This is a genomic window from Geodermatophilus sabuli, from assembly GCF_900215145.1.
GTDB lineage: Bacteria > Actinomycetota > Actinomycetes > Mycobacteriales > Geodermatophilaceae > Geodermatophilus > Geodermatophilus sabuli.
In genome coordinates this window covers 854,271-877,728 of sequence record NZ_OBDO01000001.1, presented here as the reverse complement: position 1 = coordinate 877,728, position 23,458 = coordinate 854,271, and the positions used below count along the sequence as shown (strand labels likewise).

Annotated in this window: 20 protein-coding genes; 6 read left to right on the top strand and 14 right to left on the bottom strand. The window is 76.3% G+C overall.

Annotated features, from left to right (window positions below):
* Nucleotides 1-114: 114 nt before the first annotated feature.
* The 4 genes from CRP39_RS04195 to mraZ all read right to left on the bottom strand — a co-directional run bounded on the left by CRP39_RS04195 (nucleotide 115) and on the right by mraZ (nucleotide 4,572).
* Nucleotides 115-1,935, bottom strand: coding sequence for a peptidoglycan D,D-transpeptidase FtsI family protein (locus CRP39_RS04195; protein ID WP_097204597.1), 1,821 nt, complete (start codon nucleotides 1,933-1,935; stop codon nucleotides 115-117).
* 2 nt (nucleotides 1,936-1,937) lie between these two features.
* Entirely contained in the window at nucleotides 1,938-2,669 is a 732-nt protein-coding gene (locus tag CRP39_RS04190) for a hypothetical protein (RefSeq protein ID WP_097204595.1), read from the bottom strand.
* A gap of 73 nt (nucleotides 2,670-2,742) precedes the next feature.
* On the bottom strand, nucleotides 2,743-3,720 hold the full coding sequence (gene rsmH, locus CRP39_RS04185) for a 16S rRNA (cytosine(1402)-N(4))-methyltransferase RsmH (protein ID WP_097204594.1): 978 nt from the start codon (nucleotides 3,718-3,720) through the stop codon (nucleotides 2,743-2,745).
* A gap of 417 nt (nucleotides 3,721-4,137) precedes the next feature.
* Nucleotides 4,138-4,572, bottom strand: coding sequence for a division/cell wall cluster transcriptional repressor MraZ (gene mraZ / locus CRP39_RS04180; protein WP_097204592.1), 435 nt, complete (start codon nucleotides 4,570-4,572; stop codon nucleotides 4,138-4,140).
* A 351-nt stretch (nucleotides 4,573-4,923) separates the two neighbouring features.
* On the opposite strand from mraZ, the gene CRP39_RS04175 reads away from it, so the two are divergent.
* From CRP39_RS04175 to CRP39_RS04165, 3 genes are read left to right on the top strand one after another with little or no spacing between them, the layout of a single operon-like run.
* On the top strand, nucleotides 4,924-5,904 hold the full coding sequence (locus tag CRP39_RS04175; protein WP_172442276.1) for an AAA family ATPase: 981 nt from the start codon (nucleotides 4,924-4,926) through the stop codon (nucleotides 5,902-5,904).
* Between the two features lie 2 nt (nucleotides 5,905-5,906).
* Nucleotides 5,907-7,277 (top strand): DUF58 domain-containing protein, encoded by a 1,371-nt coding sequence (locus tag CRP39_RS04170; RefSeq protein ID WP_097204589.1) that lies wholly within the window; start codon nucleotides 5,907-5,909, stop codon nucleotides 7,275-7,277.
* Nucleotides 7,274-9,673 carry a transglutaminase TgpA family protein gene (locus tag CRP39_RS04165; RefSeq protein WP_097205148.1) on the top strand — a complete coding sequence of 800 codons (2,400 nt, stop codon included), beginning with the start codon at nucleotides 7,274-7,276 and terminating at the stop codon, nucleotides 9,671-9,673. Before CRP39_RS04170 ends, CRP39_RS04165 begins: the two co-directional genes overlap by 4 nt.
* 37 nt (nucleotides 9,674-9,710) lie before the next feature.
* Here the strand turns inward: CRP39_RS04165 and CRP39_RS26330 are convergent, their stop codons facing one another.
* From CRP39_RS26330 to dinB, 3 genes are all read right to left on the bottom strand, one after another.
* Entirely contained in the window at nucleotides 9,711-10,049 is a 339-nt protein-coding gene (locus CRP39_RS26330; RefSeq protein ID WP_097204587.1) for a DUF2750 domain-containing protein, read from the bottom strand.
* An 80-nt stretch (nucleotides 10,050-10,129) separates the two neighbouring features.
* Nucleotides 10,130-10,534 carry a DUF3040 domain-containing protein gene (locus CRP39_RS04155; RefSeq protein WP_097205147.1) on the bottom strand — a complete coding sequence of 135 codons (405 nt, stop codon included), beginning with the start codon at nucleotides 10,532-10,534 and terminating at the stop codon, nucleotides 10,130-10,132.
* 206 nt (nucleotides 10,535-10,740) lie between these two features.
* Nucleotides 10,741-11,943 (bottom strand): DNA polymerase IV, encoded by a 1,203-nt coding sequence (gene dinB / locus CRP39_RS04150; protein ID WP_097204585.1) that lies wholly within the window; start codon nucleotides 11,941-11,943, stop codon nucleotides 10,741-10,743.
* A 215-nt stretch (nucleotides 11,944-12,158) separates the two neighbouring features.
* Here dinB and CRP39_RS04145 point away from each other — a divergent pair, with 215 nt between their 5' ends.
* The 3 genes from CRP39_RS04145 (at nucleotide 12,159) to CRP39_RS04135 (ending at nucleotide 14,806) form a co-directional block, all read left to right on the top strand.
* Nucleotides 12,159-12,461 (top strand): BatC protein, encoded by a 303-nt coding sequence (locus tag CRP39_RS04145; RefSeq protein ID WP_097204583.1) that lies wholly within the window; start codon nucleotides 12,159-12,161, stop codon nucleotides 12,459-12,461.
* A 281-nt stretch (nucleotides 12,462-12,742) separates the two neighbouring features.
* Nucleotides 12,743-13,783, top strand: a complete 1,041-nt coding sequence (locus CRP39_RS04140; protein ID WP_311712011.1) for a cupin domain-containing protein — start codon at nucleotides 12,743-12,745, stop codon at nucleotides 13,781-13,783.
* Between the two features lie 81 nt (nucleotides 13,784-13,864).
* Nucleotides 13,865-14,806 (top strand): ferredoxin family protein, encoded by a 942-nt coding sequence (locus CRP39_RS04135; RefSeq protein WP_097204578.1) that lies wholly within the window; start codon nucleotides 13,865-13,867, stop codon nucleotides 14,804-14,806.
* Nucleotides 14,807-14,809: 3 nt separating this feature from the next.
* Here CRP39_RS04135 and CRP39_RS04130 read toward each other — a convergent pair whose 3' ends face one another.
* The 7 genes from CRP39_RS04130 to CRP39_RS04100 form a co-directional block, all read right to left on the bottom strand.
* Nucleotides 14,810-16,054 carry a serine hydrolase domain-containing protein gene (locus tag CRP39_RS04130; RefSeq protein WP_097204576.1) on the bottom strand — a complete coding sequence of 415 codons (1,245 nt, stop codon included), beginning with the start codon at nucleotides 16,052-16,054 and terminating at the stop codon, nucleotides 14,810-14,812.
* 101 nt (nucleotides 16,055-16,155) lie between these two features.
* Nucleotides 16,156-17,325: an alkaline phosphatase family protein gene (locus tag CRP39_RS04125; protein ID WP_245853551.1), complete on the bottom strand. Its 1,170-nt coding sequence runs from the start codon at nucleotides 17,323-17,325 to the stop codon at nucleotides 16,156-16,158.
* Between the two features lie 40 nt (nucleotides 17,326-17,365).
* Nucleotides 17,366-18,112, bottom strand: coding sequence for a class I SAM-dependent methyltransferase (locus tag CRP39_RS04120; protein WP_097204572.1), 747 nt, complete (start codon nucleotides 18,110-18,112; stop codon nucleotides 17,366-17,368).
* A 63-nt stretch (nucleotides 18,113-18,175) separates the two neighbouring features.
* Nucleotides 18,176-18,664, bottom strand: a complete 489-nt coding sequence (locus CRP39_RS04115) for a VOC family protein (protein ID WP_097204570.1) — start codon at nucleotides 18,662-18,664, stop codon at nucleotides 18,176-18,178.
* A 162-nt stretch (nucleotides 18,665-18,826) separates the two neighbouring features.
* Nucleotides 18,827-22,627: a DNA polymerase III subunit alpha gene (locus CRP39_RS04110; protein ID WP_097204568.1), complete on the bottom strand. Its 3,801-nt coding sequence runs from the start codon at nucleotides 22,625-22,627 to the stop codon at nucleotides 18,827-18,829.
* Nucleotides 22,624-23,109, bottom strand: a complete 486-nt coding sequence (locus CRP39_RS04105; RefSeq protein WP_097204567.1) for an SAV_6107 family HEPN domain-containing protein — start codon at nucleotides 23,107-23,109, stop codon at nucleotides 22,624-22,626. The genes CRP39_RS04110 and CRP39_RS04105 overlap by 4 nt, the downstream gene beginning before the upstream one ends.
* Nucleotides 23,109-23,429, bottom strand: coding sequence for a DUF6504 family protein (locus tag CRP39_RS04100; protein ID WP_097204565.1), 321 nt, complete (start codon nucleotides 23,427-23,429; stop codon nucleotides 23,109-23,111). Before CRP39_RS04100 ends, CRP39_RS04105 begins: the two co-directional genes overlap by 1 nt.
* Nucleotides 23,430-23,458 lie beyond the last annotated feature (29 nt).

Genomic DNA, 23,458 nt, shown 5'->3' with positions numbered 1-23,458 from the left:
ACTCGAATCTACCGGCGGGCCGGGTGGAGCCCTCCGCACCACACGCGGAGCGCGCCGTTCGGCCCCGTCCAGAGGCTCGCCGCGAGCTTGCGAGCGGTGAGGAGGACGGGGTCCTCACCCCGTGAGGTCGAACTCGGGACGGGCGGTCCCCGACGGCACGATGCCGTCGGCGGTGAGCGCCTGCCGCATGATGTCGGCGAAGACGGGAGCGGCCACCTGGCCGCCCTCGGCGGAACTCGTCGGCCGCTCCAGGTCCACGGCGACGACGTACTGGGGGTCGTCGGCCGGGGCGAAACCGACGAACGTGGTCACGTACCCGCCGCCGGCGTAGCAGCCGCAGTCCGGGTTGGCGCGCTGGGCGGTGCCGGTCTTGCCGGCCACCCGGAAGCCGTCGACCTGCGCCAGCGGCGCGGTGCCGCCGGGGCCGACCACCGCCTCGAGCATGTAGGCCATGCGGTCGGCGGTGGACTCGCTGACGACCCGGGTGGACTCGGGGGCCGGAGCGGCCTCACCGCCCACGGAGTCGACCAGGCGTGGCGCGATGCGCACCCCGTCGTTGGCGATCGCCTGGTAGACCGACGCCATTTGCAGGGTGGTGACCGACACGCCCTGGCCGATCGCGATGTTGGCCGCGCGGCTCTCCTCCCACTCGTCGGATCCCGAGAGGATGCCGGCGCTCTCCCCTGGCAGCTCGATGCCGGTGCGGCTGCCCACGCCGAAGGCCCGCAGGTACTCCTCCAGCGTCGCGTCGCCCACCTCGCGGGCCAGCATGATCGTGCCCACGTTGCTGGACTTGGCGAGGACGCCGGTCACCGTCCAGTCGATCGGCTCGTGGTCGTGGGCGTCGGTGACCACGGCGTCCCCGGCCTGGATGTGCCCGTCGACGGTGAGCACGGTGTCCGGGGTCGCGACGCCCTCCTCCAGGGCGGCGGCGAGGGTGACCGCCTTCATCACCGAGCCGGGCTCGAAGACGTCGGACACGACCGGGTTGCCCAGCAGCTCCGGATCGGTCTGCGCGGCGGCGCCCGGGTCGTAGCCGGGGCAGGAGCCCATGGCGGCGACCTCGCCGGTGTGCACGTCGAGGACGACGGCCGAGGCGCGCGTGGTGGCGCCGTCCTGGCACGCCTGGTCGAGCCGCTGCTCCATCACGTACTGCAGGTCGGCGTCGAGGGTCAGCTCCACCGTCTCGCCGTCGGTGGCCGGGGTGGACTCGTCGATGCCCGAGGGGATCGGGTGGCCGCCGGAGCCCACCTCGACCCGCCGCTCGCCGGGGCGGCCGGCCAGCTCCTCGTCGAAGGTCTGCTCGATGCCGGCCAGTCCGTTCCCCTGCCGGCCGACGAAGCCGACCACCTGCCCGGCAACGGTGCCGGCCGGGTAGAGGCGCACGGGGTCGTCCTCGAAGAAGACGCCGCCGAGACCGAGCTCGTCGATGGCGTCGACGGTCTCCGGGGACACCTGGCCGGCCAGCACGACGTACCGGCTGTCGCGCGAGAGCAGGTCGGTGAGCTCGGAGACGGGGACGTCCAGCAGCGTGGTCAGCGCCAGCGCGGTGCGCGCCGGGTCGGCGACGACGGTGGGATCGGCGACCACCCGGGAGGCCTCGACGGTGTAGGCCAGCGGGTTGCCGTCGCGGTCCAGCACCTGGCCGCGCAGGGCGGCGATCGGGTAGCTGCGCAGCCGGTCCTGCGTGGCGGCGGCGGCGTAGTCACCGCCGTCCACGCCCTGCAGCAGGACCAGCTTGCCCATGACGACCAGCAGCGGGACGACGACGAGCACCAGGCCGATGGTGAGCCGGCGCGCACCGGGACGGAGCCCGCCGCCGACGCGGCGGCTGCCGGGCGGGCGGCGGGGCACGAAGGCCCCCGAGCCGCCGCGCGGCGCGAGGCGCTCGCCGGTGCGCCGGCCGGGAGACGGTGACCGGGGTGGGGTGGGCACGGTCAGCCCCCCGCGCCCGGCTCGGGCGGTGGGGCGGGTACCTCGGCCGGCACCGGCTCGCCGCGCAGGGTGACCGTGCCGTCCTCGCCGACGACGAGGTAGCCGGCCGAGCCGGCGGGCACCAGCCCCTCGGCGGTCGCGGCCGCGGCGAGCGCGGCGGAGGTGCCGCCGGCGATCACCTGTTGCTCCAGGCGCTCCACCTCCTGCGCGCGGTCGGCGTTGGCCGCCGCCAGCTGGGTGGCCTTGAGCGAGTTGACCGCGATGGCGGTGTTGAGGATCAGCAGCCCCAGTGCGGTGGCGACCAGCATGCCCACCACCAGCAGGACGAGCGGCCCGCGGCGGGTGCTCAGCGCCCCGCGGCGGGCGCGGGTCCCCGGCGGGGCCGGCGCCGGTCGCGCCGCAGGCCCGGCGGCCGAGGCGCGCGGCGGGCGCGCGCGCAGCGACCCGACGCGCACCGGTGCGGTGTGGTTGCGGGCCGGCGCCGGGGTCGAGGTGGGGGCGGCGGTGGACTGGGTGGGGGCACGGGGCGGGCGCGCAGCCGTCGTCGATCGAGCGCGCGCCGCGGTCGCCGACGACGTCCGCTCGGCCGCGGCGCGCTCCCCGGTCGCCGGGGCGCTCGGAACCCGCGCCGGGGCGCGCCGGGCGGCCGTGCCGGCCCGGGGCCCGCGCGGCTCGGACGGCGTCCCGCTGCGGGGTGAGCGGGGCTCCGGCGGCAGCCCGGCGGCCGCGCTCACGCTGCCTCCTCGCCGGCGCTCGTCAGCCGCGTTCGCGGCGCTGCCGTGCCCATGGCGGAGCTCGCGAGCTCGCTCACGCCGCCCTCCGGATGCGCTCGGCGGCCCGGACGCGAGCCGAGGCGGCGCGCGGGTTGGCCGCGGCCTCCTCCGCCGACGGCGACTCGCCGCCACGGGTGAGCAGCCGCAGGGTCGGACCGTGCTCGGGCAACGGCACCGGGAGCTCCGGCGGGGTGCGGTCGGTGGCACCGGCCGCGAGGGTCTGCTTCACGATCCGGTCCTCGAGGGAGTGGAAGGTGATGACGGTGATCCGCCCGCCCACGGCCAGGGCCTCGATCGCCGCCGGGAGGGCACGCTGCAGGACACCGAGCTCGTCGTTGACCTCGATGCGCAGCGCCTGGAACGTGCGCTTGGCCGGGTGCCCCCCCGTGCGGCGGGTGGCCGCGGGGATGGACTCGCGCACCAGCTCCGCCAGGCGCCCGGTCCGGGTGAACGGCTCTCGCCCCCGTTCCCGCTCGATGGCCCGGGCGATCCGCGAGGCGAAGCGCTCCTCGCCGTAGACCCGCAGCACCCGGGCCAGGTCGCCGGTGGAGTAGGTGTTCACCACGTCGGCGGCGGTGCGGGGGCCGCCGGGGTCCATGCGCATGTCGAGGGGGGCGTCGGCGGCGTAGCTGAAGCCCCGGTCGGGCCGGTCCAGCTGGAGGGAGGAGACGCCGAGGTCGAACAGCACCGCCTGCACCTCCGCCACGCCGAGCCGGTCGAGCACGTCGGGCAGCTCGTCGAAGACGGCCGGCACGAGGGTGACGCGGTCGCGGCAGCCGGCGGCCTCGATCCGGCGGGCGGCCTCGGCGCGGGCGTCGGGGTCCCGGTCCAGGCCGATCAGCCGCAGCCCGGGGTGCGCCTGCAACAGGGCCAGGGAGTGGCCGGCCAGGCCCAGGGTCGCGTCGACGAGGACGGCGCCCTCGGCGGCGCAGGCCGGAGCCAGCAGCTCGCTGACCCGGTCGAGCAGGACGGGCACGTGCACCGCGGGCCGCACGGGCTCGCTGCTGCTCATCGTCGACTGCTCCTCGAACGGGTCGGTCGGGCACGGGGCCCGGGGGCCCGTCCATGGTGACGCGGGACGGTGGTCGGCGGGTGGAGCGCGAAGGGCGTTTCGAGACGGATTCGGTGGGTGGGGCGGAGTGGGGCCGGTGGGGCGGAGTGGGGAGCACCCGGCCCGGCCCGCCCCTGCGGGGCCCGCCTGGCGCCGGGGAAGTACGCCAGGTGGTGCCCCGCGGGGACGGGGAGGGCCGCGCCGGTCCCCGGCGGGGGTGCCGGGCGGCGACGTGCCCTGAGGGCGGTGCTGCTCCTCCGTGCCGCGTCGGACCGAGCCGCGGGGAAGGCGGCTCGGGCCGGCCGGTCGAGCCGCGGGGAAGTCGGCTCGGTCGGGGTGGGGCCCGGAGGGGTCCGGATCGGGGGCCTGGACGGCGGGTCAGGAGAGGGTGGGCATCCCCTCGCTCTCCATGTCGGCGTAGACGGCCTCCTGCTCGGCCACGTAGGCGTCCCAGGTGCCGGCGTCCCAGATCTCGAAACGGGTGTCGACACCCACCACGACGACGTCGCGGTCGAGACCGGCGTACTCACGCAGGTTGGCCGGGATGGTGATGCGCCCGGTCTTGTCGGGCTCCACCTCCACCATCGACCCGAAGCTCATGCGGGCCCGCATGCGGGCGGCGGCGGTGTCCGAGGGCGCCATCGCGGCGGCCGCGGCGCTCTGCTCGGCGACCCGGGCCATGGTGAGGCCGTAGATGCAGCGCTCCTGGCCCTTCTTGATCACCATGCCGCCGGCCACCTGCTCACGGAAGCGGACGGGGAGTGCGAGCCGGCCCTTCTCGTCGAGCCGCAGTGGGTAGCTGCCGACGAACACCGGATCACCTCCCCCATCGGTCCTCCTCGTGCTCCGGGGCGCCCCCGGGACGGGCCCTGCCTCCCCACCGGGCCACACACTAACCCACTGGCCCCCACCAGACACCACTCGACACCATGTCGTGACCGGCCTTCCCCACCGCCGCACCCGCTGGTCAGCGCGCCGTCAGCGGCCGTCGCCCACCGGGTGGGGCGGGGTGGGACGGCGCCCCACCCGGGACCCCCCGACCGGTCGTCGCGCGGGGGCCGTCGGGGGGTGTCCGCACGCTGCAGGCCCCCAGAGTGGGGGGAGCACGGCGTCCGGCGTCCCGCTCCCGCCCCGGGGCACCTCCGCGCACGTACGGTGGGAACCGTGACCGAGGTGACCCGCACCGCCGACGGCACGGACTCCTCGGTCGACGTCGCTGCCGAGGGTTCCCGCATCGCCGCCAACATGGCCCGCGTCGTCCACGGCAAGCCCGACGTCGTCCACCTCGCACTGGTCGTGCTGCTGGCCGAGGGGCACCTGCTGGTGGAGGACGTCCCCGGCGTGGGCAAGACGACGCTGGCCAAGGCGCTGGCCGGCTCCATCGACGCCAGCGTGCGCCGCATCCAGTTCACGCCGGACCTGCTGCCGAGCGACGTGACCGGCGTGGCGATCTACGACCAGGAGAGCCGGGAGTTCGAGTTCAAGCCCGGAGCGGTGTTCGCCAACATCGTCGTCGCCGACGAGATCAACCGCGCCTCGCCCAAGACGCAGTCGGCCCTGCTGGAGTGCATGGAGGAGCGGCAGGTCACCGTCGACGGCGTCAGCTACGAGCTGGCCCGCCCGTTCCTCGTCATGGCCACGCAGAACCCGATCGAGATGGAGGGCACCTACCCCCTCCCCGAGGCGCAGCGGGACCGTTTCACCGCACGCGTGTCGATGGGCTACCCCGACCGCGAGGCGGAGCTGGCCATGCTCGACGACCTCGTGACCACCGACCCCCTCGCCGCGCTCACACCGGTGGCCGACGCCGCGGGGGTACGGCGCCTGGTGGCCGCCGTCGGCCGGTTGCACGTCTCCGAGGCCGTCCGCCGTTACGTGGTGTCCCTGGTGGAGGCCACCCGCCGCTCCCCCGACCTGCGGCTGGGCGCCTCGCCGCGGGCCGGCCTGCAGCTGCTGCGCACCGCCCGGGCGTCCGCGGCGCTGGCCGGGCGCGACCACGTCCTCCCCGACGACGTCCAGACCGTCGCGGTGCCGGTGCTGTCCCACCGGCTGCTGCTCACCGCCGACGCCGCGGCCGCCCGGCGCAGCGGCGAGCAGGTCGTGCGGGAGCTGCTGGCGACCGTCCCGGTGCCGCGCGGACGCTGACCGTGCGCGGACCCGTGGCGACGGCGCTCGCCACGCTGACCCTCCGGGGACGGTGCCTCGTCGCCGCCGGCCTCACCCTCCTGCTCCTCGGCGTCCTGCTGGGCGAGCGCCCGCTGGTGCAGGTGGCCGTCTTCGTGCTCGCCCTCCCCCTGCTCTCGACGACCACCGTGGCCCGGCGCCGGTTCCGGGTCGCCTCCCGCCGCACGGTGACCCCGGCCCGGGTGCCCCGCGGCGGGGACGCGGAGGTGTGCCTGGAGGTGACCAACGCCGGCCGCGGCACCGGCGGGCTGTGGCTGCTGGCCGAGACCGTCCCGCCCGAGCTCGGCACCACCCCGGAGTTCGTCGTCGACCGGCTCCCGGGTGGGGAGACGGCCACGCTGCGGTACCGGGTGCACGGCGGCCGTCGCGGCCGCTATCGGCTCGGCCCGCTGCGCCTGCGGCTGGTCGACCCGTTCGGCCTGGTGCTGCGCAGCACCGCCGGGGCCGACAGCGCCCCGCTGCTCGTGGTGCCGCGGGTGGTGCCGCTCGGCCCGGACGGCCCGGCCGGCGGGCACGGGGGCGGTGCCGCCGGTGCGCGGCGCTCGATCGCCGTCCACGGCGAGGACGACGTCAGCACCCGCCCCTACCGGCACGGCGACGACCTGCGCAAGGTGCACTGGCGGGCCACGGCGCGCACCGGGGAGCTCATGGTGCGCCTGGAGGAGCGGCCGTGGCGGGCCCAGGCCACTCTGCTGCTCGACACCCGCGCCCGCGCGCACGTGCTGGCCCGCGGCCACGCGGCCGACCTCGCCGCCGGCGCCGCGGGCCGGGACACCCCGCCGCCGGACAGCCTGGAGTGGCTGGTCGAGGCCGCCGCCAGCATCGGCACCGAGCTCCTCGGCCGTGGGGCCACCCTGCGGGTGGTCACCGACGCCGTGGAGCTCGCACCCGCCGAGCACGTCCACGGGCTGGGCCCCGGCGAGCTGCTGGACCGGCTGGCCGCGGTCACGCCGTCCCGGTTGTCGGGGCTCGGCCCCGGCCTGGACCTGCTCACCCGCGCGGCCGGGGACGGTCCGGTCATCGCGCTGCTCGGCGCGGTCGGGCCGGACGACGCCGCGGAACTGGTGCGGGTCCGATCCGGCCCCGGCACCGACCTGGCCGTGCTGGCCGACATCGGCAGCTGGGCCGGGACCGGGCTGACCCGCAGCCGCCGGCCGGCCACCGGGGCCGCCCGGGACGAGCTGGTCCGCCAACGGGAGGCGGCCGCCCGCCTGTTGCGTGCCGGGGGCTGGCGGGTCGCCGTCGCCTCCTCCGGGGACCGGGTCCCGGCGGTGTGGGCACAGCTCGGCGGGCCCGGCACGCCCGCGGCCGGGCTGCGCGGGGTGCCGGCGTGACCGGCGGACGCTCCCGGGCGGCGCTGGCCGAGGCCGGCACCGCGCTCGCCGCCGCCGTCGGCACGGCCCTGGGCACCGCCGCGCTGCTCCCCGTGTTCACCGACCGCTCGTGGCTGCCCCCGGTGCTCGCCGCGGTCGCCGTCGTCACCGCCGGCGGCCTGCTCCTGCGCGCCGCGGGCGCCCTGCTGTGGGAGACCCTCGCCCCCGGCCGGTCCGTCCCCGTCCGGTGGGCCGCCGTCGGGGTCCCGCTGGTCCCGCTCGGTCAGCTCGCCCTGCTGGTCTGCCTGCTCACCGCGCTGTTCGCGCCCGGGCGGGCCGCCTTCGGCTGGGTGCCGACCGGACGCAGCACCACCGATCTGCTGACGGTGCTCGCCGACGGGTCGGCGGAACTGCAGGAGCAGACCACGCCGGCGCTGCCCCTGACCGGTCTGCTCGCGCTCACCACGCTGATGGTGGGGCTGGTCGCGGTGGTCGTCGACCTCGTCGCGGTCGGCGGCCGGCAGCCGGCGCTGGCCGGGCTCGGCCTGCTGGTGCTGTTCTGCGTGCCGGTGAGCACCGTGACCGGCACGATCGGCGCGCTGCCGGTGGCCGCGCCCGCGGCCGGGCTGGCCCTGCTGCTGTGGGCCGACCAGCACCGCCGGCTGCGGCACCGCCCCGCCGGCGGCCACCGGCCGCTCCTGGGCACCGGCACGCTCACGGCGCTGCGCACCGGGGCGGTCGCCGTGGTGCTGGCGCTGGTGGTCGGCACCGTCGTGCCGACCCTGACCGAGGGCACCTTCGCGGGCGGGATCGGCCGCGGCATCGGTGGGTCGACCGGGACGGCGCTGGACCCGGCAGCCGCCCTGCAGGGGCAGCTGACCCTCGACGAGCCCATCGACCTGCTCCGGGTGCAGGCCTCCGTCGACGACCCCGGGTACCTGCGGGTGGTCGCGCTGGAGGCATACGACGCCGAGGACGGCTGGTCGGTCGGCAACCTGGACGGCGAGACGGCCGTCGCCGACGACAGCGAGCTGGCCCCCCTGCCCGGACGCCGGGAGGGCCGGCCGGTCGACGCCCTGGTCACCGCCCTGGGGCACGAGGACGTCTACCTGCCGGTGCTCTACTCGCCCCTGTCGGTCTCGGTGACCGACGCCCAGCAGTGGCGGTTCGACCCCGGCACCGCCACGGTGTTCGGCCGCGACGTGACCACCGAGGGGCGCACCTGGTCGGTGGCCGCGGTCGAGCCCCGTCCCAGCCCGGAGGAGCTGACCGCCGCGGAGCCGCTGCCGCCCGATCCGCCCGTGAGCCAGGGCTACACCGCCCTGCCCCCGCTGGACCCGGCCGTCACCGATCTGGTCGCCTCACTGACCGCGGACCTGACCGCCCCCTACGAGCGGGTCCGGGCGATCTACGGGCACTTCACCGATCCGGCCAACGGCTACGAGTACTCGCTGTCGACGGCGCCCGGCACCAGCGGCGACGACCTGGCCGACTTCCTGCGGCTGCGCCGGGGCTACTGCGAGCAGTACGCCGGGGCGATGGCGGTCCTGGTGCGGGCGGCCGGGGTGCCGGCGCGGGTGGTGCTGGGGTACACGCCGGGCACCGTGCAGCCCGACGGCAGCCGGCTGGTCACCAGCGACGACGCGCACGCCTGGGTCGAGGCCTACTTCGACGACGTGGGCTGGCTCCCGTTCGACCCGACCCCGATCGACGTCGACCGGGCGGTGGACCTCCCGTGGTCGCCCCGGGTGCAGGACCAGGAGGCCGACGACCGCGCCGACGCGCCCGTCGCCCCGCTGCCCGGACCGGTCACCCCCGCACCGCAGCTGGAGCCCGTGCCGCAGCCGGTGCCGGCGCCACAGGCTGCCCCCGGAGCATCGGACTGGCTGCGGCCGGTGCTGTGGGGCGTCGCCGCGCTGGTCGGCGTCGCCGTGGTCGCCGCGGTGCCGGCCGGTCTGCGCGCCCTGCAGCGCCGGCGCCGGCTGTCCGACGGCAGCGCGGGCGCGCTGTGGGACGAGCTGTCGGCGACCGCCCTGGACATCGGCCTGGAGGGCGATCCGGCGCGGACCCCGCGGCAGGTGGCCGAGCAGCTGGCCGCGGCGATGGGCGAGCGGAGCGGTGGGGCGCACCGGTCCGGGAGGCGGCAGGTGCCGGTGCAGGCCGCGGTCGACGCCGTGGCCCTCCTGGCCCGGGCGGAGGAGGCGGCCAGCTACGCGCGCCCCGGCAGTGCGCCCCCCGCCGGACCGGAGCTGGTGACGGCGCTGCGCACCGCCCGCCGCGGGCTGCTGGCCGCGGCCTCCCGGCGGGCGTGGGTCCGTGCGCTGCTGTGGCCGCCGTCGCTGGCTCGGAGGGCGCGCGACCTCGCGACGCGGCTGCCGCGGCCGGGCTGGGGCCGCCGGGCGGCGCTGCGCGGCTGACCGGTCACCGCTCGACCCGGTCGTGCCGGGGCGTTCGTCAGGCCCGCCCGTCCACCTGCAGGCGCAGCAGCCGCTCGGTCAGCTCGGTCAGGGGCACGGGGAGCCCGTCACCGCCCGCGGAGAGCACCGCCGTGGTGATCCCGGCGTCCATCCAGCCGGGGATCTCGGCGAGCAGGGTGTCCAGGTCGAGGAAGAGCGGCCCCTCGCCCGGATCGCCGTCGACGCCGGCTCCGGCCGTGGCCTGCTCCGCCGAGGCCCACAGGGGGACGACGTCGCGGCCGTCCTCACCGGTCCACGGGACGATGCCGTCGTCGTCGCCCCAGCCCCACAGCCCGCGGTCGGCGGTCAGGGCCCGCCACACCTGGTCCTCGGACACGGCTCCTCCTGCGGTCGGGCCCCGACGCGCGACAGCCGCCGTCCAGCGGGGGACGACGGCTGTCGCGAGGCTCGTCGGGGCTACTGGTCGTAGCGGCGGCGGAAGCGTTCCTCGAGCCGGTTCTTCAGCGGCTGCCGACGGGGCTTGCCACCGCGCCGGCTGCGGCCCGGGGCGGCGGGGCCGGCGGGCCCGGCGGCGCCGGGCTCGACCGCCCCGGTGGCCGACCGGTAGTTGAGGACGGCGAGGGCGAGGCCGCCGAAGGCGATCAGGAACCCGAGGACGCCGAGGGGGACCGAGGGGGCCACGGCGCCACCGACGAGGACGGCCATCCCGATCAACACCAGGAGGGCGCCCAGTTGCAGCTTGCGGCGGGCCTTGACCCTGCGGTCACCGGTGCGGACCTGCGAGGCGAACTTCGGATCGTCATCGACGAGGGCGCGCTCGATCTGCTCCAGCAGACGCTGTTCGTGCTCGGAGAGCGGCACGTCGACCTCCATGGGGCCTGAACACATCCCGTCGGAGGTGCCGCCGACGGTGACATCGAGGATACGAGCCCTTTGCGGGGCGCGAAAGGCGAGTCGTCCCCGACCCGCCGTGATCACTCTCGCGGGTGGGCCGGGAACTCTCCCAGGGAGGACGAACGAGCGCCGTCCCGGGTTCCTGGGGCGCCCCCGCCGAGCCCGTCGGCGGGTCACCGGGCGCGCTGCCGGTCGCGGTGCAGGAGGGTCGCGGGGCGCACCGCGCCGGCCCCGAACCGGCGGGCGGCCCGGTCGGCGGCGAGCTCGGCCTCCCGGCGGCCGTGCTCCCGGGCACCCAGCTCCAGCTGCCGGGGCGCGGAGCCGGCCTCGACCAGCCGCTCCGCGCGGACCCCCACCAGCCGGATCCGGGCCCGCTCCAGCCCCAGGGCGTCGAACAGGGCGCGGGCGGTGTCGTAGAGCTCCTGCCCGACGTCGGTCGGGACGTCGAGGGTGCGGGACCGGGTGATCGTGGCGAAGTCGGCGAAGCGCACCTTGATGCTCACCGTGCGGGCCAGCCAGCCGCCCGAGCGCAGCCGGCCCGCCGTCCGCTCGGACAGCCGCAGCAGTTCCCGGTGGATGACCACCGGGTCGTCGACGTCGGTGGCGAAGGTCTCCTCGTGCCCGGCCGACTTCTCCGGCTCGTCGGGCACCACCCGCCGGGGGTCGCGCCCCCACGCCAGCTCGTGCAGGGAGGCGCCGGCCGCCGGGCCCACCGCCCGCTGCAGGGTGCGCGCCGGCACGTGGGCGAGGTCGCCGACGGTGCGTAGGCCCAGCCGCAGCAGCACCTCCTCGGTCTTGGCACCGACCCCCCACAACGCGCCGACCGGCAGCGGGTGCAGGAAGTCCATGACCTCGGGGGGCCGGACGACGAGCAGCCCGTCGGGCTTGGCGCGGGTGGAGGCCAGCTTGGCCACGAACTTGGTGCCGGCCACACCCACCGAGCAGGTGATGCCCTGCTCGTCGTAGACGCGGGCGCGGATGTACTCCCCGATCTCGGCGGCGTCGCCGAGCCGCCGGCCCGCTCCGGAGACGTCGAGGAACGCCTCGTCGAGGCTCAGCGGCTCGACCAGCGGGGTGATGGAGCGGAACAGCGCCATCACCGACCGGGAGACCTCGGCGTAGAGCGCCATGTCCCCCGGCAGCACCGTCGCCGTCGGGCACAACCGCAGTGCCCGGGAGGTGGGCATCGCCGCGTGCACCCCGTACCGGCGCGCCTCGTAGGTGGCCGAGGTGACCACCCCGCGGTTGCCGGCCCCGCCGACGATCACCGGGGTGCCGGCCAGCTCGGGATGCCGGCGCACCTCGACACTGGCGAAGAACGCGTCCATGTCGACGTGCAGCACGCTGCAGCCGGCAGCACGGGCGGACTGGCTCATGACCCCTTCCCGATCTCGAACACCTGTTCGATGAACGGGAGGACGGTAACGCCTCCGGCGCGGTCCGGGCACTTCGGCAGCGTGTCGTGACAGACCCGTTGCCGACACGCCGTTCCCGCTGGTCGGAGCCGGTGTGTGAGAGCAGGATCCGTGAGGTACAGCACGCCCGGAGGGCCGCCGGCCGGCGGCCCGCGACCCGATGTGATCGGAGACCCATGGCGCTCGACGACGATGACATGACCACCCCCGGCGTGGGCGACGGCGGAGCGGATGGCGGTGCCGACGGCGGCGCTGGCGACGGTGGCGCGGACGGCGGTGCCGACGGCGGCGCAGGCCACGGCCCGGCGGACGGCGGCGCGACCGGCGGCTCTGACGGCGGCGCGGACGGCGGTGCCGACGGTGGTGCCGACGGCGGCGCCGACGGTGGTGCGGACGGCGGTGCCGACGGTGGTGCCGACGGCGGCGCCGACGGTGGTGCGGACGGCGGTGCCGACGGCGGCGCGGACGGTTCGGCCTGACCGAGAACCCCACCACGCAGGGCCGGCCGGAGCCCCGGCCGGCCCTGCGTCGGTGCACCGCCCTCGACCCGCGGGTCTTCGCCGAGGAGTACTGGTCACGCCGGCCGCTGCTCACCCGCGCCGAGCAGACCGGCGGTTCCTTCGCCGACCTGCTCGACCTCGCCGCGGTCGACGAGCTGCTGTCCCGCCGGGGGCTGCGCACCCCGTTCCTGCGGATCGCCAAGGACGGCGCCGTCGTCGACCCCAAGCGGTTCACCACCTCGGGAGGCGCCGGCGCCGAGGTGGCCGACCAGGTCTCGTCCGACGCGGTGCTGCGGCTGTTCGCCGACGGGAGCACCGTCGTCCTGCAGGGCCTGCACCGGCTGTGGCCGCCGCTGATCGAGTTCGCCGACTCACTCGCCGCCGACCTGGGGCACCCCACGCAGGTCAACGCGTACATCACCCCGCCGTCCTCGCGCGGGTTCTCCCCCCACTACGACGTGCACGACGTCTTCGTGCTGCAGGTGGCCGGCGAGAAGCACTGGCGCATCCACGAGCCGGTGCTCCCCGACCCGCTGCGCACCCAGCCGTGGAACGACCGGGCCGCCGCCGTGGCCGCCGCCGCCGAGGGCCAGCCGGTGATCGACGCGGTGCTGCGCCCCGGTGACGCCCTCTACCTGCCCCGCGGGTACCTGCACTCCGCGGTCGCCCTCGGTGAGATCAGCGCGCACCTGACCATCGGCGTGCACCCGGTGACCCGCTGGGCGGCCACCGAGTCGGTGCTCGACCTCGTGCGCGTGCTCGCCGCCGACGACCCCGAGCTGCGCCGCTCCCTCCCCATGGGCCTCGACCTCGCCGATCCGTCCGCGGTGACCGACGACGTGACCGCGGTCGTGGCGGCGCTGAAGGGCTGGCTGGACCGCGTCGACCCCACCCAGGTCGCCGACCGGCTGCGGACCCGCACCTGGGCGCAGGTGCGGCCCGAGCCCGTGGCCCCCCTGGCCCAGGCGACCGCCGCCGCGACGCTGTCCGCCGACACCGTGCTGCGGGTGCGCGCCCGGCTGCGCACCGCGCTGCGGGAACCGGCCGGTGACCGGGTGACGCTGGTCGCCGGTCGCCGGTCGCTGGAACTGCCGGTGCAGACCCGGCCCGCGCTGGCTGCGCTGCTGGCCGCCGGCGAGCTCAAGGTCGCCGACCTGCCCGGCCTCGACGACGCCGACCAGCTGACCCTCGCCCGGCGGCTGGTCACCGATTCGATCGCGGTCGTGCCCGACGCCGTCGTCCCGGACCCGACCGCGGAGCACGATGGGTGGCGTGACCACGTCCCCGGGGCCGGGTCGTGAGCCGGCCGGACACCCCGAGGTGAGCCGACCGGCGGGCTCCCCGCCCGGCACGCCCCCGGCACCTCCCGGTGGGGCGGCTGCATGACGGACGGGACGGACTTCTGCCGCCCCGGGGAGGTCCCCGGCCGGCCGGTCGGCCGGATCGACGACGACCGCTGCTCGGTGCGCGCCCTCGCCCGCGGCGACTCCGGGGTGGGCACGGCCTCCCCCGCGCAGCGCTGGCTGCTGATCGAGCAGCCGGGGCCGTGGGGGGTCGACGCGCTGCGACAGTCGCGGTTCGACCCCGCGGTCGCCCAGCAGGTGGCGCACCGGGCACGGGTGGAGAACGTGCGGGTGCTGCTGGTCCGCCGGCCCGGGGACCGCCTGACCGACTCACAGCGCCGCTGGGCCTACGTCGACGGCCGGCCAGGACGCGAGGGCCTGTGGTGGTCGTCCCGGACTGCCGACGGCGACCTGCTCGACGCCCCATGGGACGGCTCGGTCGGCGAGCTCGCCACCGGTCCGACGTACCTGGTGTGCGCGCACGGCGGCCACGACGCCTGCTGCGCCCTGCGCGGGCGGCCGCTGGCGCGGACGATGCCCTCCGACGACGTGTGGGAGTGCAGCCACCTGGGCGGTGACCGGTTCGCGGCCAACGTGCTCGTGCTGCCGCACGGCTTCTACTACGGGCAGGTGCCCGACGACGGCGGGCAGGTGGTGACCGCGCACCGCGAGGGGCGGGTCGCGCTGCCGTGGCTGCGCGGCCGGGGCGGCTGCCCGCCGCCGGTGCAGGCCGCCCAGCACGCCGCCCGCGGCGAGCTGTCGCTCCTGGGCGTCGACGACCTGCCGCCGCGCGGCGTGCGCCGGCTGTCCCCGCCCGGCGCGGACGTGGAGCGGTGGGTGGTCACCCTCGCCGGGCCGGACGGCGACGTGGTGGCCGAGGTGGAGAGCCGGATGTCGGAGGAGGCGGTCCGCCTGACCTGCCGGGCGACCCACGACGCTCACACCCACGTCTGGCGCGTGCGGCTGGTCTCGGCGGTCTAGCGGTCAGCCGCCCGCGACCGGCGGGACGAGCCCGTGCTCGGCCAGCGTGCCGTACACCGACGTCGTCAGGGCCCCGATCCGGTCGTCGTCCGGCCTGCTGTTCAGGTTGACGGCGATGATGAGCCCGGAGTCCGGGAAGTACGCGTGCAGCGCGCGGAAGCCGAACGTCGCGCCCTCGTAGAACCAGAACGTGCCCAGCTCGTCGGTCATCTGGGCGACCCCCAAGCCGAACCCGCGGGGGTCGGCGGGGGACGTCTGCTCGATGGGCTCCCCGGTCTCCGTCGACACCAGGCTCAGCAGCGAGGCCTGCTGCTGCGGCGGCAGCAACTCGCCCTCGTACAGCGCGCGTTCCCAGCGGGTCATGTCGGCCGTCGTGCTCAGGATGCCACCGGCCGCGCGCGCCCAGGAGACGCTGTACCGGCTGACGTCCTGCCCGGACAGCGGGGACATCTCGGGGTCCGTGGTCTGCAGGTAGTACGCGGCCGGCAGGCGGTCGGCGATCCACCGCGGATACAGGTGCGGGCGGTAGTACGTGTCCTCGAGGCCCAGCGGCTCGAGGAGCCGGGCGGAGAGCTGGTCCTCGTAGCTGTTCCCGGTCGCCTCCTCGACGATCATCTCGGCGAGGACGTAGCCGGTGTTGGAGTAGCTGTACCCGGCGGTGGCCGGGACCCCGACCACGTAGTCGACCAGCCGCTCCACCGAGAACTCCGTGAGCGGGTCGGCGGCGTAGTCGGTGAGGAAGGCCGGCTGGTCGTCGTAGGTCGGGATGCCGCTGGTCATGTTCAGCAGTCGCCGGATGGGGACGTCGTCCCACTGGGGGTACTGCGGCAGCCACTGCCCCACGGTGTCGTCGATCGAGAGGAGCCCGTCCGCCTCGAGCTGCAGCAGGAGCACCGAGGTGAACGCCTTGGTGTTGCTGCCGATCTGCCACAGGGCGTCCGGTTCCACCGGCACGGACCCGTCGAACTCCGTCGTCCCGGCGCTGACGTCGACGCTCGTCTCCCCTCCCGGGAGGCTGACGGTCAGCCCGGCGGCGGACACGTGCTCCGCCGTCCCGCGCGCCTGCAGGTACTCCTCGAGGTCCGCGCGCAGGTCCGCCACCAGGGCGGGGTCGGTGCCCGTGACCACCGCCGGGGCGGCCGCGGCGCCGGGCGCGACCAGGCCGGTCATCACGAGCGACACCGCGGCGACCGGCACGCAGGCCAGCGCGGTCCGGATGCGGCGGGGGTGTACGCGTCTGGCGGTCATCGGGGACTCCGCCCTGGCGGGATCGGGGACGTCGAGCGCCGGTCCCGGGGCACTGTCGTCCTCCCGGCCGCGGTCGTCAACGGCTGCCCGGCGTCGCGCCGTCAGGCGAGGGCGCGGCCCCGCGCGGCGAGCAACGGGATCGCCAGCTCGGTCGCGGTGAGTGAGCCGTGGAAGCCGACCAGCCGGCTGGGACCGGGTTCCCGCTCGGTGGCGGTCAGCGCCCAGGTGCCCCGGGCCAGGGCGACGACGTCGCCGATCCGGGCGGCGAGGTCGTCGTCGACCGGGCCGAAGACGCCGCTCGCGATGGCCTCGTCGCGGCCCGCGACCCAGGCGCGGTCGCCGAGGACCGCCCGCCACCGAGCCAGCAGCTCGTCCTCCGCGCCGGGGACGGCGTGCACGTACCGCGCCCTCGGCTCCCCCGCGAGCAGCCGGATGCCCTCGCCCAGGACCGGGTCGGCGTCGAGGTCGATCCGGGTCTCCGGAGGGACGTCGAGCATGCCGTGGTCGGCGGTGACGAGCAGGGCGGCGTCGTCGGGCAGGCCGTCGACCACCTGCTCGACGAGCCGGTCGACGAGGGCCAGCTGGGCGCGCCAGCTGTCGGAGTCGACCCCGCGCACGTGACCGGTGAGGTCCAGCTCGGCGGTGTAGCCGTAGACGAGGGTCCGCGGGGCGGCGGCCAGCGACTGGAGCACGCGGGCGGCGAGGTCCCCGGGGCTGACGGTGCCGGTGTACCGGGCGCCGCGGTAGGCCGCCTGGGTGAGGCCGGAGCGGGCGAACGCGTACGGCGCGACGGCGGCCACCTCGACGCCCGCGGCCGCGACCTGCTCGAAGACGCTGCTCCGGGCCTGCCATTCCTGCGGGTCCGGGTCGTCGGCCCAATGGATGTGGTTGAGGGTGCGTTCCTCCCCCGGCACGGCCGTGACGAAGCCGAGGATCCCGTGGCTGCCCGGCGGCAGGCCGGTGCCGAGGGTGGCGAGGCTGACCGGGGTGGTGCTGGGACAGGGCGCCGAGAGGTCGCCGGTGGGGGTCGCCAGGCCGGCGAGGACGGGGGCGACGTCGGCGTGGGCGCGCACGAGGTCGGCTCCCAGTCCGTCCACCAGCAGGACGGCGACGCGCCGGGCGCCGCCGAGGGCGGCGGTGAGGCCCAGGGGGTCGGCGGGCAGGTCCCCGCGCTCCACCGGGACGCCCAGCACGGCAGCGGCGCCGGGGAGGACGTCGGCGAGCGTCGACGTGCCGTAGCGGGGGCGGCCGAGGTCCGCCGGGAGGGTCACCTGTCCTCCCGCGGCCACCACCGGAGGGCGCCGTCCCCGGTCACGCCCGGGTGGCCAGGACGTGCAACCCGGCGGCGACCTCGCGGTACGGCGAACTCCCGGCCAGCGCCAGCTCCAGCCGGCGGACGGCGGCGGCGTCCGCGCCGGAGCCGACGTCGAGGAGGTCGGCGACCACCGACACGCCACGCCAGGTGCCCGGCTGCAGACCGGCGGCCTCGACGAGGGCGAGCAGGTCCTCGGGGGTGAACCGCCGACGGGCGGAGCGCGGGGCGGGGTCACGGTCCTCGAGCAGCGCGAGGGCCTCGACCGGGTGCCCGCCGACAGCGCGGGCCAGGACCGCCCCGGCCCGGTTGGCCGCGGCGATGCTGGCGGTGCCGCCGGGCCGCAGGGCGCGGGCGATCTCGCCGAGGGTCGTGGCGGGGTCGTCGACCACCTCGAGCACCGAGTGGCACAGCGCCAGGTCGTAGCTGCCCTCGGTGCCCTCGCCGGCGGGGACCACCTCGTGCAGCAGGTCGCCGTCGCCCTGCACGCCGTGGACCCGGGGCGCGACCCCGGCGGTCTCCGCCCGCCGGTGGAGGGTGGCGAGGGCGTCGGCGCTGGGGTCGACGACGGTCACCTCGTGGCCCAGCCGGGCCAGCGGGACGGCGAAGTTGCCGCTCCCCCCGCCGACGTCGAGCACGCGCAGCGGGGCGCCGGCCGCGACGACCGGGTCCAGGGCGGCCCAGACGGCGGCCGCCCGGGCGGGGAGCTGGTCCGCGGTGGGCGAGGCGGGAGCAGACGGCGGCACCCGTCGGAGCCTAGTGGCGGGCGCTGTCCGGCACCGGGCGTCGGCCGCCTGCCGCGCCCCGCCTCAGGCGGTGACCTGGTCGGCGGCCCGCTTGATCTCAGCGATGTCGATGCGGCGCATCTGCAACATCGCCTGGGTGGCGCGCTGCGCGCGGCCGGGGTCCGGGTCCTTGAGCAGGGTCATGAGCTCGGTGGGGACCACCTGCCAGGAGACGCCGAACCTGTCCTTGAGCCAGCCGCACATGCTCTCCTCGCCGCCGTCGGCGGTGAGCCGGTTCCAGTAGTGGTCGGCCTCCTCCTGGTCGGCGCACATGATCTGGAAGGAGATGGCCTCGCTGAACGGGAACTGCGGTCCACCGTTGAGGGCCGTGTACTCCTGCCCGTCGAGGGTGAAGTCCACGGTGAGGACGTCGCCCTCCTTCATCGGTGGCGGCATGTCGGGGCCGTAGCGGGTGACCTCGCCGATCGAGCTGTTCGGGAACACCGAGGTGTAGAGCTTCGCGGCCTCCTCGGCCTGGCCGTCGAACCACAGGCACGGGATCTGCTTCGGCATGTCGGTGTCCTCTCGATGCGCTCCGGATGGGCTCGTCGATGTAGACGTCGCAGCTCCCCGGAACTGATCGACGGACTTCCCGTCCGCAGTGGTGTGCGGTTCCGGCGCATCCCGGCCGGGGTGACGCGCCGGCACCGCACACCACGGGAGCTCTCCCCACGCTCAGTGGCCGGAGCTGCCGGGGCTGGAGTGCCACAGCTTGCGTGGTGGCGCCCCAGCGGCCCGGCGGGCTGCGGTCGCGGCGTCGTCCCCGGCGGGCTTGATGTCGGCGTAGGGCGACATCCGGAACCCGGTCGGGTGGACCAGCACCGGCTTGACCACCACCGGCCGGGCGCCGTGCGAGGCCGCTGCCCCGGCGATGGCCGCCTCGGTGTACTCCCCTGGGGCTGCCATCTGCCCGGCGACCGCGGCCACACCTCCGATCTCCCACGCCTCGTACAGCGCCGGCAGCTCCCAGGCCCCGGTGGCCCGCAGCGAGACCCCGCGCGGACCGGTGCGGCGCAGCACCCCGCGGATGACCAGCAGCCACGAGTGGAAGACCGTGGCGGCGTAGGGACCCTGCGCGTCCTCGAAGAAGGTGGAGTCGGTGCAGCCGGTGCCGTCGTCCAGGGTCACGAACACGACCCGGCGCCCGGACCGGATCGGTGGCGTCTGGGTCGCCACCTTGACCCCGGCGACGAGCACCTCCGCACCGCTGCGGCTGCTGAGCAGCTCCCCGGCCGGCACCGCGCCGATCGCGGCGAGGAACGGCCGGTAGAAGTCGACGACGTGCCGGCTGGCGTCCAGGCCGAGCACCTCCAGCTCGGCGCGGACCAGCTCGGCGTCGGTGAACTCCGGCAACCCGCTGCCCTCGGCCCAGCTCAGCCCCGGCTCCTCGGCACCTGACTCCTCGCCGGGGAGCTCCAGCCCCATGAGGTCGAGGCTGAGCTGGCCGTTCGAGCTCGCCGTGGCGCCGCTGCGGCTCCACCGGTCGAGTTCGCCGATCTGCAGCAGGAGGTCCCGGCGGGTGACCTGCCGGCGGGTGCGGGTGGGCCGGCCGGCCTCGCGGTCGCGCACCCCGAAGCCGTAGAGGGAGTCGAAGCCGCCGGCCAGCACCAGCCGCTCCACCACCGGCCGGGACACCGACGCCTGGTGCCAGAAGTCGGTCAGCGAGCGGTAGGGCTGCCCGGCGACGACGCGGGCGACCTCGTCGTCGGAGATGCCCTTGACATCGGCCAGGGAGAGCCGGATGCCGTACCGCGACGGGTCCGGCATCGACGCCGGCATCCACCCCGGCCGCCGCCAGCCGGCGTCGACCTCCTCGCCCCCGTCGACCTCGTCGACCTCCTCGACCTCCTCGACCTCGTCGAACCGCTCGACGCGGTAGACCCCGGTCGAGGCGTTGACGTCCAGGCCCAGCACCCGGACGCCGAAGTTGCGGGCGTCGTCGAGGATCAGCCGCTTGGGGTACATGCCCGGGTCGTGGGTGAGCACCCCGGAGAGGAAGGCCGCGGGGTGGTGCGCCTTGAGCCACGCCGACTGGTAGGTGGGCAGGGCGAAGGCCGCGGCGTGGGCCTTGCAGAAGCCGAACGAGCCGAAGGCGACCAGCACCTCCCACACCTGCTCGGCCACCTCCGGCGGGTAGCCCGCGGCCAGTGCCCGCGGGACGAACCAGGCGCGTACCTCCGGGTGGGCGTCCTTCTCCCCCAGCGCGCGACGCACCTCGTCGGCCTGGGCCAGGGTGCAGCAGGTCATCCGGGACACGACCTGCAGCACCTGCTCGTGGAAGACCACCACCCCGGCGGTCTCCTCGAGGGCGAAGGCGAGGTCGGGGTGCGGGTAGATCGTCTCCCGCCAGCCGTTCCGGGCCATGAGGAACGGGGTGACCATGTCGCTCTTCACCGGCCCGGGCCGGAACAGCGAGATGTCGATGATGATGTCCTCGAATGTCTGCGGCCCGAACTTGCCGACCAGCTCTCGCTGCCCCGGTGACTCGATCTGGAACATGCCCAGCGTCCGGGTGCTGCGGATCAGCTCGAACGTCGTCGGGTCGTCGCGGGGGACGGCGTCGATGTCGACGGTCTCGCCGTCGACCCGGGCCACCTCGTCGAGGGCGTGCGCGATCGCCGACTGCATCCGGATGCCGAGCAGGTCCAGCTTGAGCAGCCCGAGCTCCTCGACGTCGTCCTTGTCGAACTGGCTCATCGGGTAGCCGAGGTAGCTGTTCTCCACCGGGGTGCGGTCGAGCAGGGTGGCGTCGGAGAGCAGCACCCCGCACGGGTGCAGGGCGATGTGCCGGGGCAGGCCGTCGAGCCGGGCGACGAGGTCGAACAGCAGGTCGAGGTCACCACTGCCGCCGGAGCGTCTCGACCCCAGCCGGCTGGCCCGCAGCTCCGGGAGGTCCTTGAGCGCGGCGTGCACCTGGTTGGCCCGGATGTGCGGGAACGCCTTGGCGACGGCGTCGATCTCCGCCGGGGGCAGCCCCAGCGCGGCGCCGACGTCGCGGATGGCGTGCCGCACGCGATAGGTGTCCATCATCGAGATGCAGCTGACCCGGTGGGCGCCGAAGCGGTCGATGACCGCGTCGTAGACCTCCATGCGGCGTGCGGACTCCACGTCGATGTCGATGTCGGGCAACTGGTGGCGCAACGGGGAGAGGAAGCGCTCCATCAGCAGGCCGTAGCGGATCGGGTCGACGTCGGAGATGCCGAGCAGGTAGGTGACCAGGCTCCCGGCACCCGACCCGCGCGCCGCCGCGCGCACCCTCAGGCTCGTGATGAGGTCGACCACGTCGGCGACGGTGAGGAAGTAGGACGGGTAGCCGAGGGAGTCGATGACCCCCAGCTCCTCCTCCAGCCGCACCCGCACCCGTTCGGTCCGGGCCATCCCGCGCCGGCCCAGCCCAGCCTCGCAGCGGGCGCGCAACACCTGTGACGGGCTCATCCCCTGCTCGGCCGGGGTGGTGACCACGTCCAGCTCGGGGTAGCGGACGGTGCCGAGGCCGAGGTCGGCCCGGACGTCGACGGTGCACTGCTCGGCCAGCCGGGCGGTGCGCTCCAGCAGCCGCAGCACCGCGTCGCGGTCGGGGCCCACGAGGTCCTCGGCGACCTCGGCCATCTCCTTGCCGGACTTCAGGTAGCCCTCGGCGGTGCGCCGGTCGACGTGCCGGGTGTCGAGCGGGACCAGCCGCCGCGCGGCGTCGAGGACGTCGGCGGTGGGTGCGTCGAGGGCGTCGACGTAGCGGACCGCGTTGGTCAGCACCACCGGCACCCCCTCGGCGGCGGCGAACCGCAGCAGCGCCCGGGCCCGGGAGCCGTCGCCCCGGCCGCGGTGGTGCACGACCTCCAGCACCAGGGAGCCGGCGCCGAAGACCGCGCGCCAGGCCGCCAGCCGATCGGCGGCGACGTCGGCCCGGCCGGCGGCCAGCGCCCGCCCCACCGGCGAGTCGGGGCCGAGCAGGGTGACCAGCCCCACGGCGTGCTCGGCGGCCAGCGCCAGGGAGCTCACCGGCTCCCCGCGCGTGCCACGCAGGTGGGTGGCGCTGGTGAGCCGGCACAGCGAGCGCCAGCCGGCGCCGTCCCGGGCGAGGAAGGTGACCCGGGGCAGCCGCGGGTCGACGCTGGCCCCGCCGCGGGCCGGCACGCGACGACCCGAGCCGGCCCGCCCGGCCGGTGCGTCCGGCCGGCGCGCGCGGGTCAGCCCCGGCGAGTGCCCCTCCCCGAGGACCGGCGCCAGAGCCGGCGGGACGGTGGAGTCGACCGTCGGGACCACGGCCAGGTCCACCCCGAAGACCGGGCGCACGTCGGCCGCCCGGCAGGCGAGGGCGAACTTCACGGCGCCGTAGAGCCCGTCGCGGTCGGTCAGGGCCAGGGCGCGCATGCCGTGCTCGGCGGCCCGGTTCACCAGGTCGGCCGGGTGGTTGGCCCCGTACTGCATGGAGTAGCCCGAGGCGACGTGGAGGTGGACGAAGGGGTCGGCGCTCACCTCTGGTGACGGTGCTCGGAGCCGCCGACCACCCGGGGCCGCGCCGACCGGGGCGACTCGGGCACCGGCGTGCTGCCCAGGCTGTCCTCGACCACGGCGAGGAAGGCGTGGACGTCGCGGACGAGGTCGTCGGCCTCGCGCTCGGTGACCGCCCGGGACAGCCCGGCCTCCGCGGCGGCCCGCTTGGCGGCGCCGGCGGCGAAGAAGGTGGCCCACTCCCCCAGCTCCGGGGCCACCTGACCGAGCAGTACCCAGGCGCTGCGCGGCCGGCGGCGGCTGCCCTCCGGCCGGGTGCGGGCGGCCAGCACCGCTGCGGCGGCACGGAGGGCGCCCAGGTGGGCGGTGGCGTAGCGCTGCCGGGGATCGGTGCTCGCCGCCGCCTCGGCCAGCGCCCGGGCTGCCTGGTCGAGCAGCTGGCGGGCAGCCGGGGGCAGCGGCGGGGGCAGGGGCAGCTGGTCGGCCATGACGCGGACGGCGCCCATCAGTCGTGCACCCGCACGAGCGACCACCGGTTGACCGTCGGCTCCCACGTCAGGTCGAAGACGCCGGCGAAGCTCATCCGCGACCGCCCCGCCCGGACCGCCTCCAGCCGCCACACCTCACGGGTGGCGACCAGTTCTGCGGAAGCACCCCCGGACACCCCGGCGTCCCACCACGGCGCGGTCTCCACCCACGAGTCGAGCAGCTCCCCCACGACGTACCGCGACTGCCCGCGCCAGAACTGCGCCGGACCGAGCGGCCCGCGCTCGACCTGTACCTCCTCGCCGACCCGACCGCCGACCCCACCCAGCACCCGGCTCATCCCAGACTCCCCACCGCTCTGCGCCGACC

Excerpts from the sequence above, each read along its gene's own strand:
- rsmH (WP_097204594.1), bottom strand. The coding sequence starts at position 3,720 with ATGAGCAGCAGCGAGCCCGTGCGGCCCGCGGTGCACGTGCCCGTCCTG.
- dinB (WP_097204585.1), bottom strand. The coding sequence starts at position 11,943 with ATGAGCCAGTCCGCCCGTGCTGCCGGCTGCAGCGTGCTGCACGTCGAC.
- CRP39_RS04145 (WP_097204583.1), top strand. The coding sequence starts at position 12,159 with ATGGCGCTCGACGACGATGACATGACCACCCCCGGCGTGGGCGACGGC.
- CRP39_RS04135 (WP_097204578.1), top strand. The coding sequence starts at position 13,865 with ATGACGGACGGGACGGACTTCTGCCGCCCCGGGGAGGTCCCCGGCCGG.
- CRP39_RS04130 (WP_097204576.1), bottom strand. The coding sequence starts at position 16,054 with ATGACCGCCAGACGCGTACACCCCCGCCGCATCCGGACCGCGCTGGCC.
- CRP39_RS04115 (WP_097204570.1), bottom strand. The coding sequence starts at position 18,664 with ATGCCGAAGCAGATCCCGTGCCTGTGGTTCGACGGCCAGGCCGAGGAG.
- CRP39_RS04105 (WP_097204567.1), bottom strand. The coding sequence starts at position 23,109 with ATGGGCGCCGTCCGCGTCATGGCCGACCAGCTGCCCCTGCCCCCGCCG.
- CRP39_RS04100 (WP_097204565.1), bottom strand. The coding sequence starts at position 23,429 with ATGAGCCGGGTGCTGGGTGGGGTCGGCGGTCGGGTCGGCGAGGAGGTA.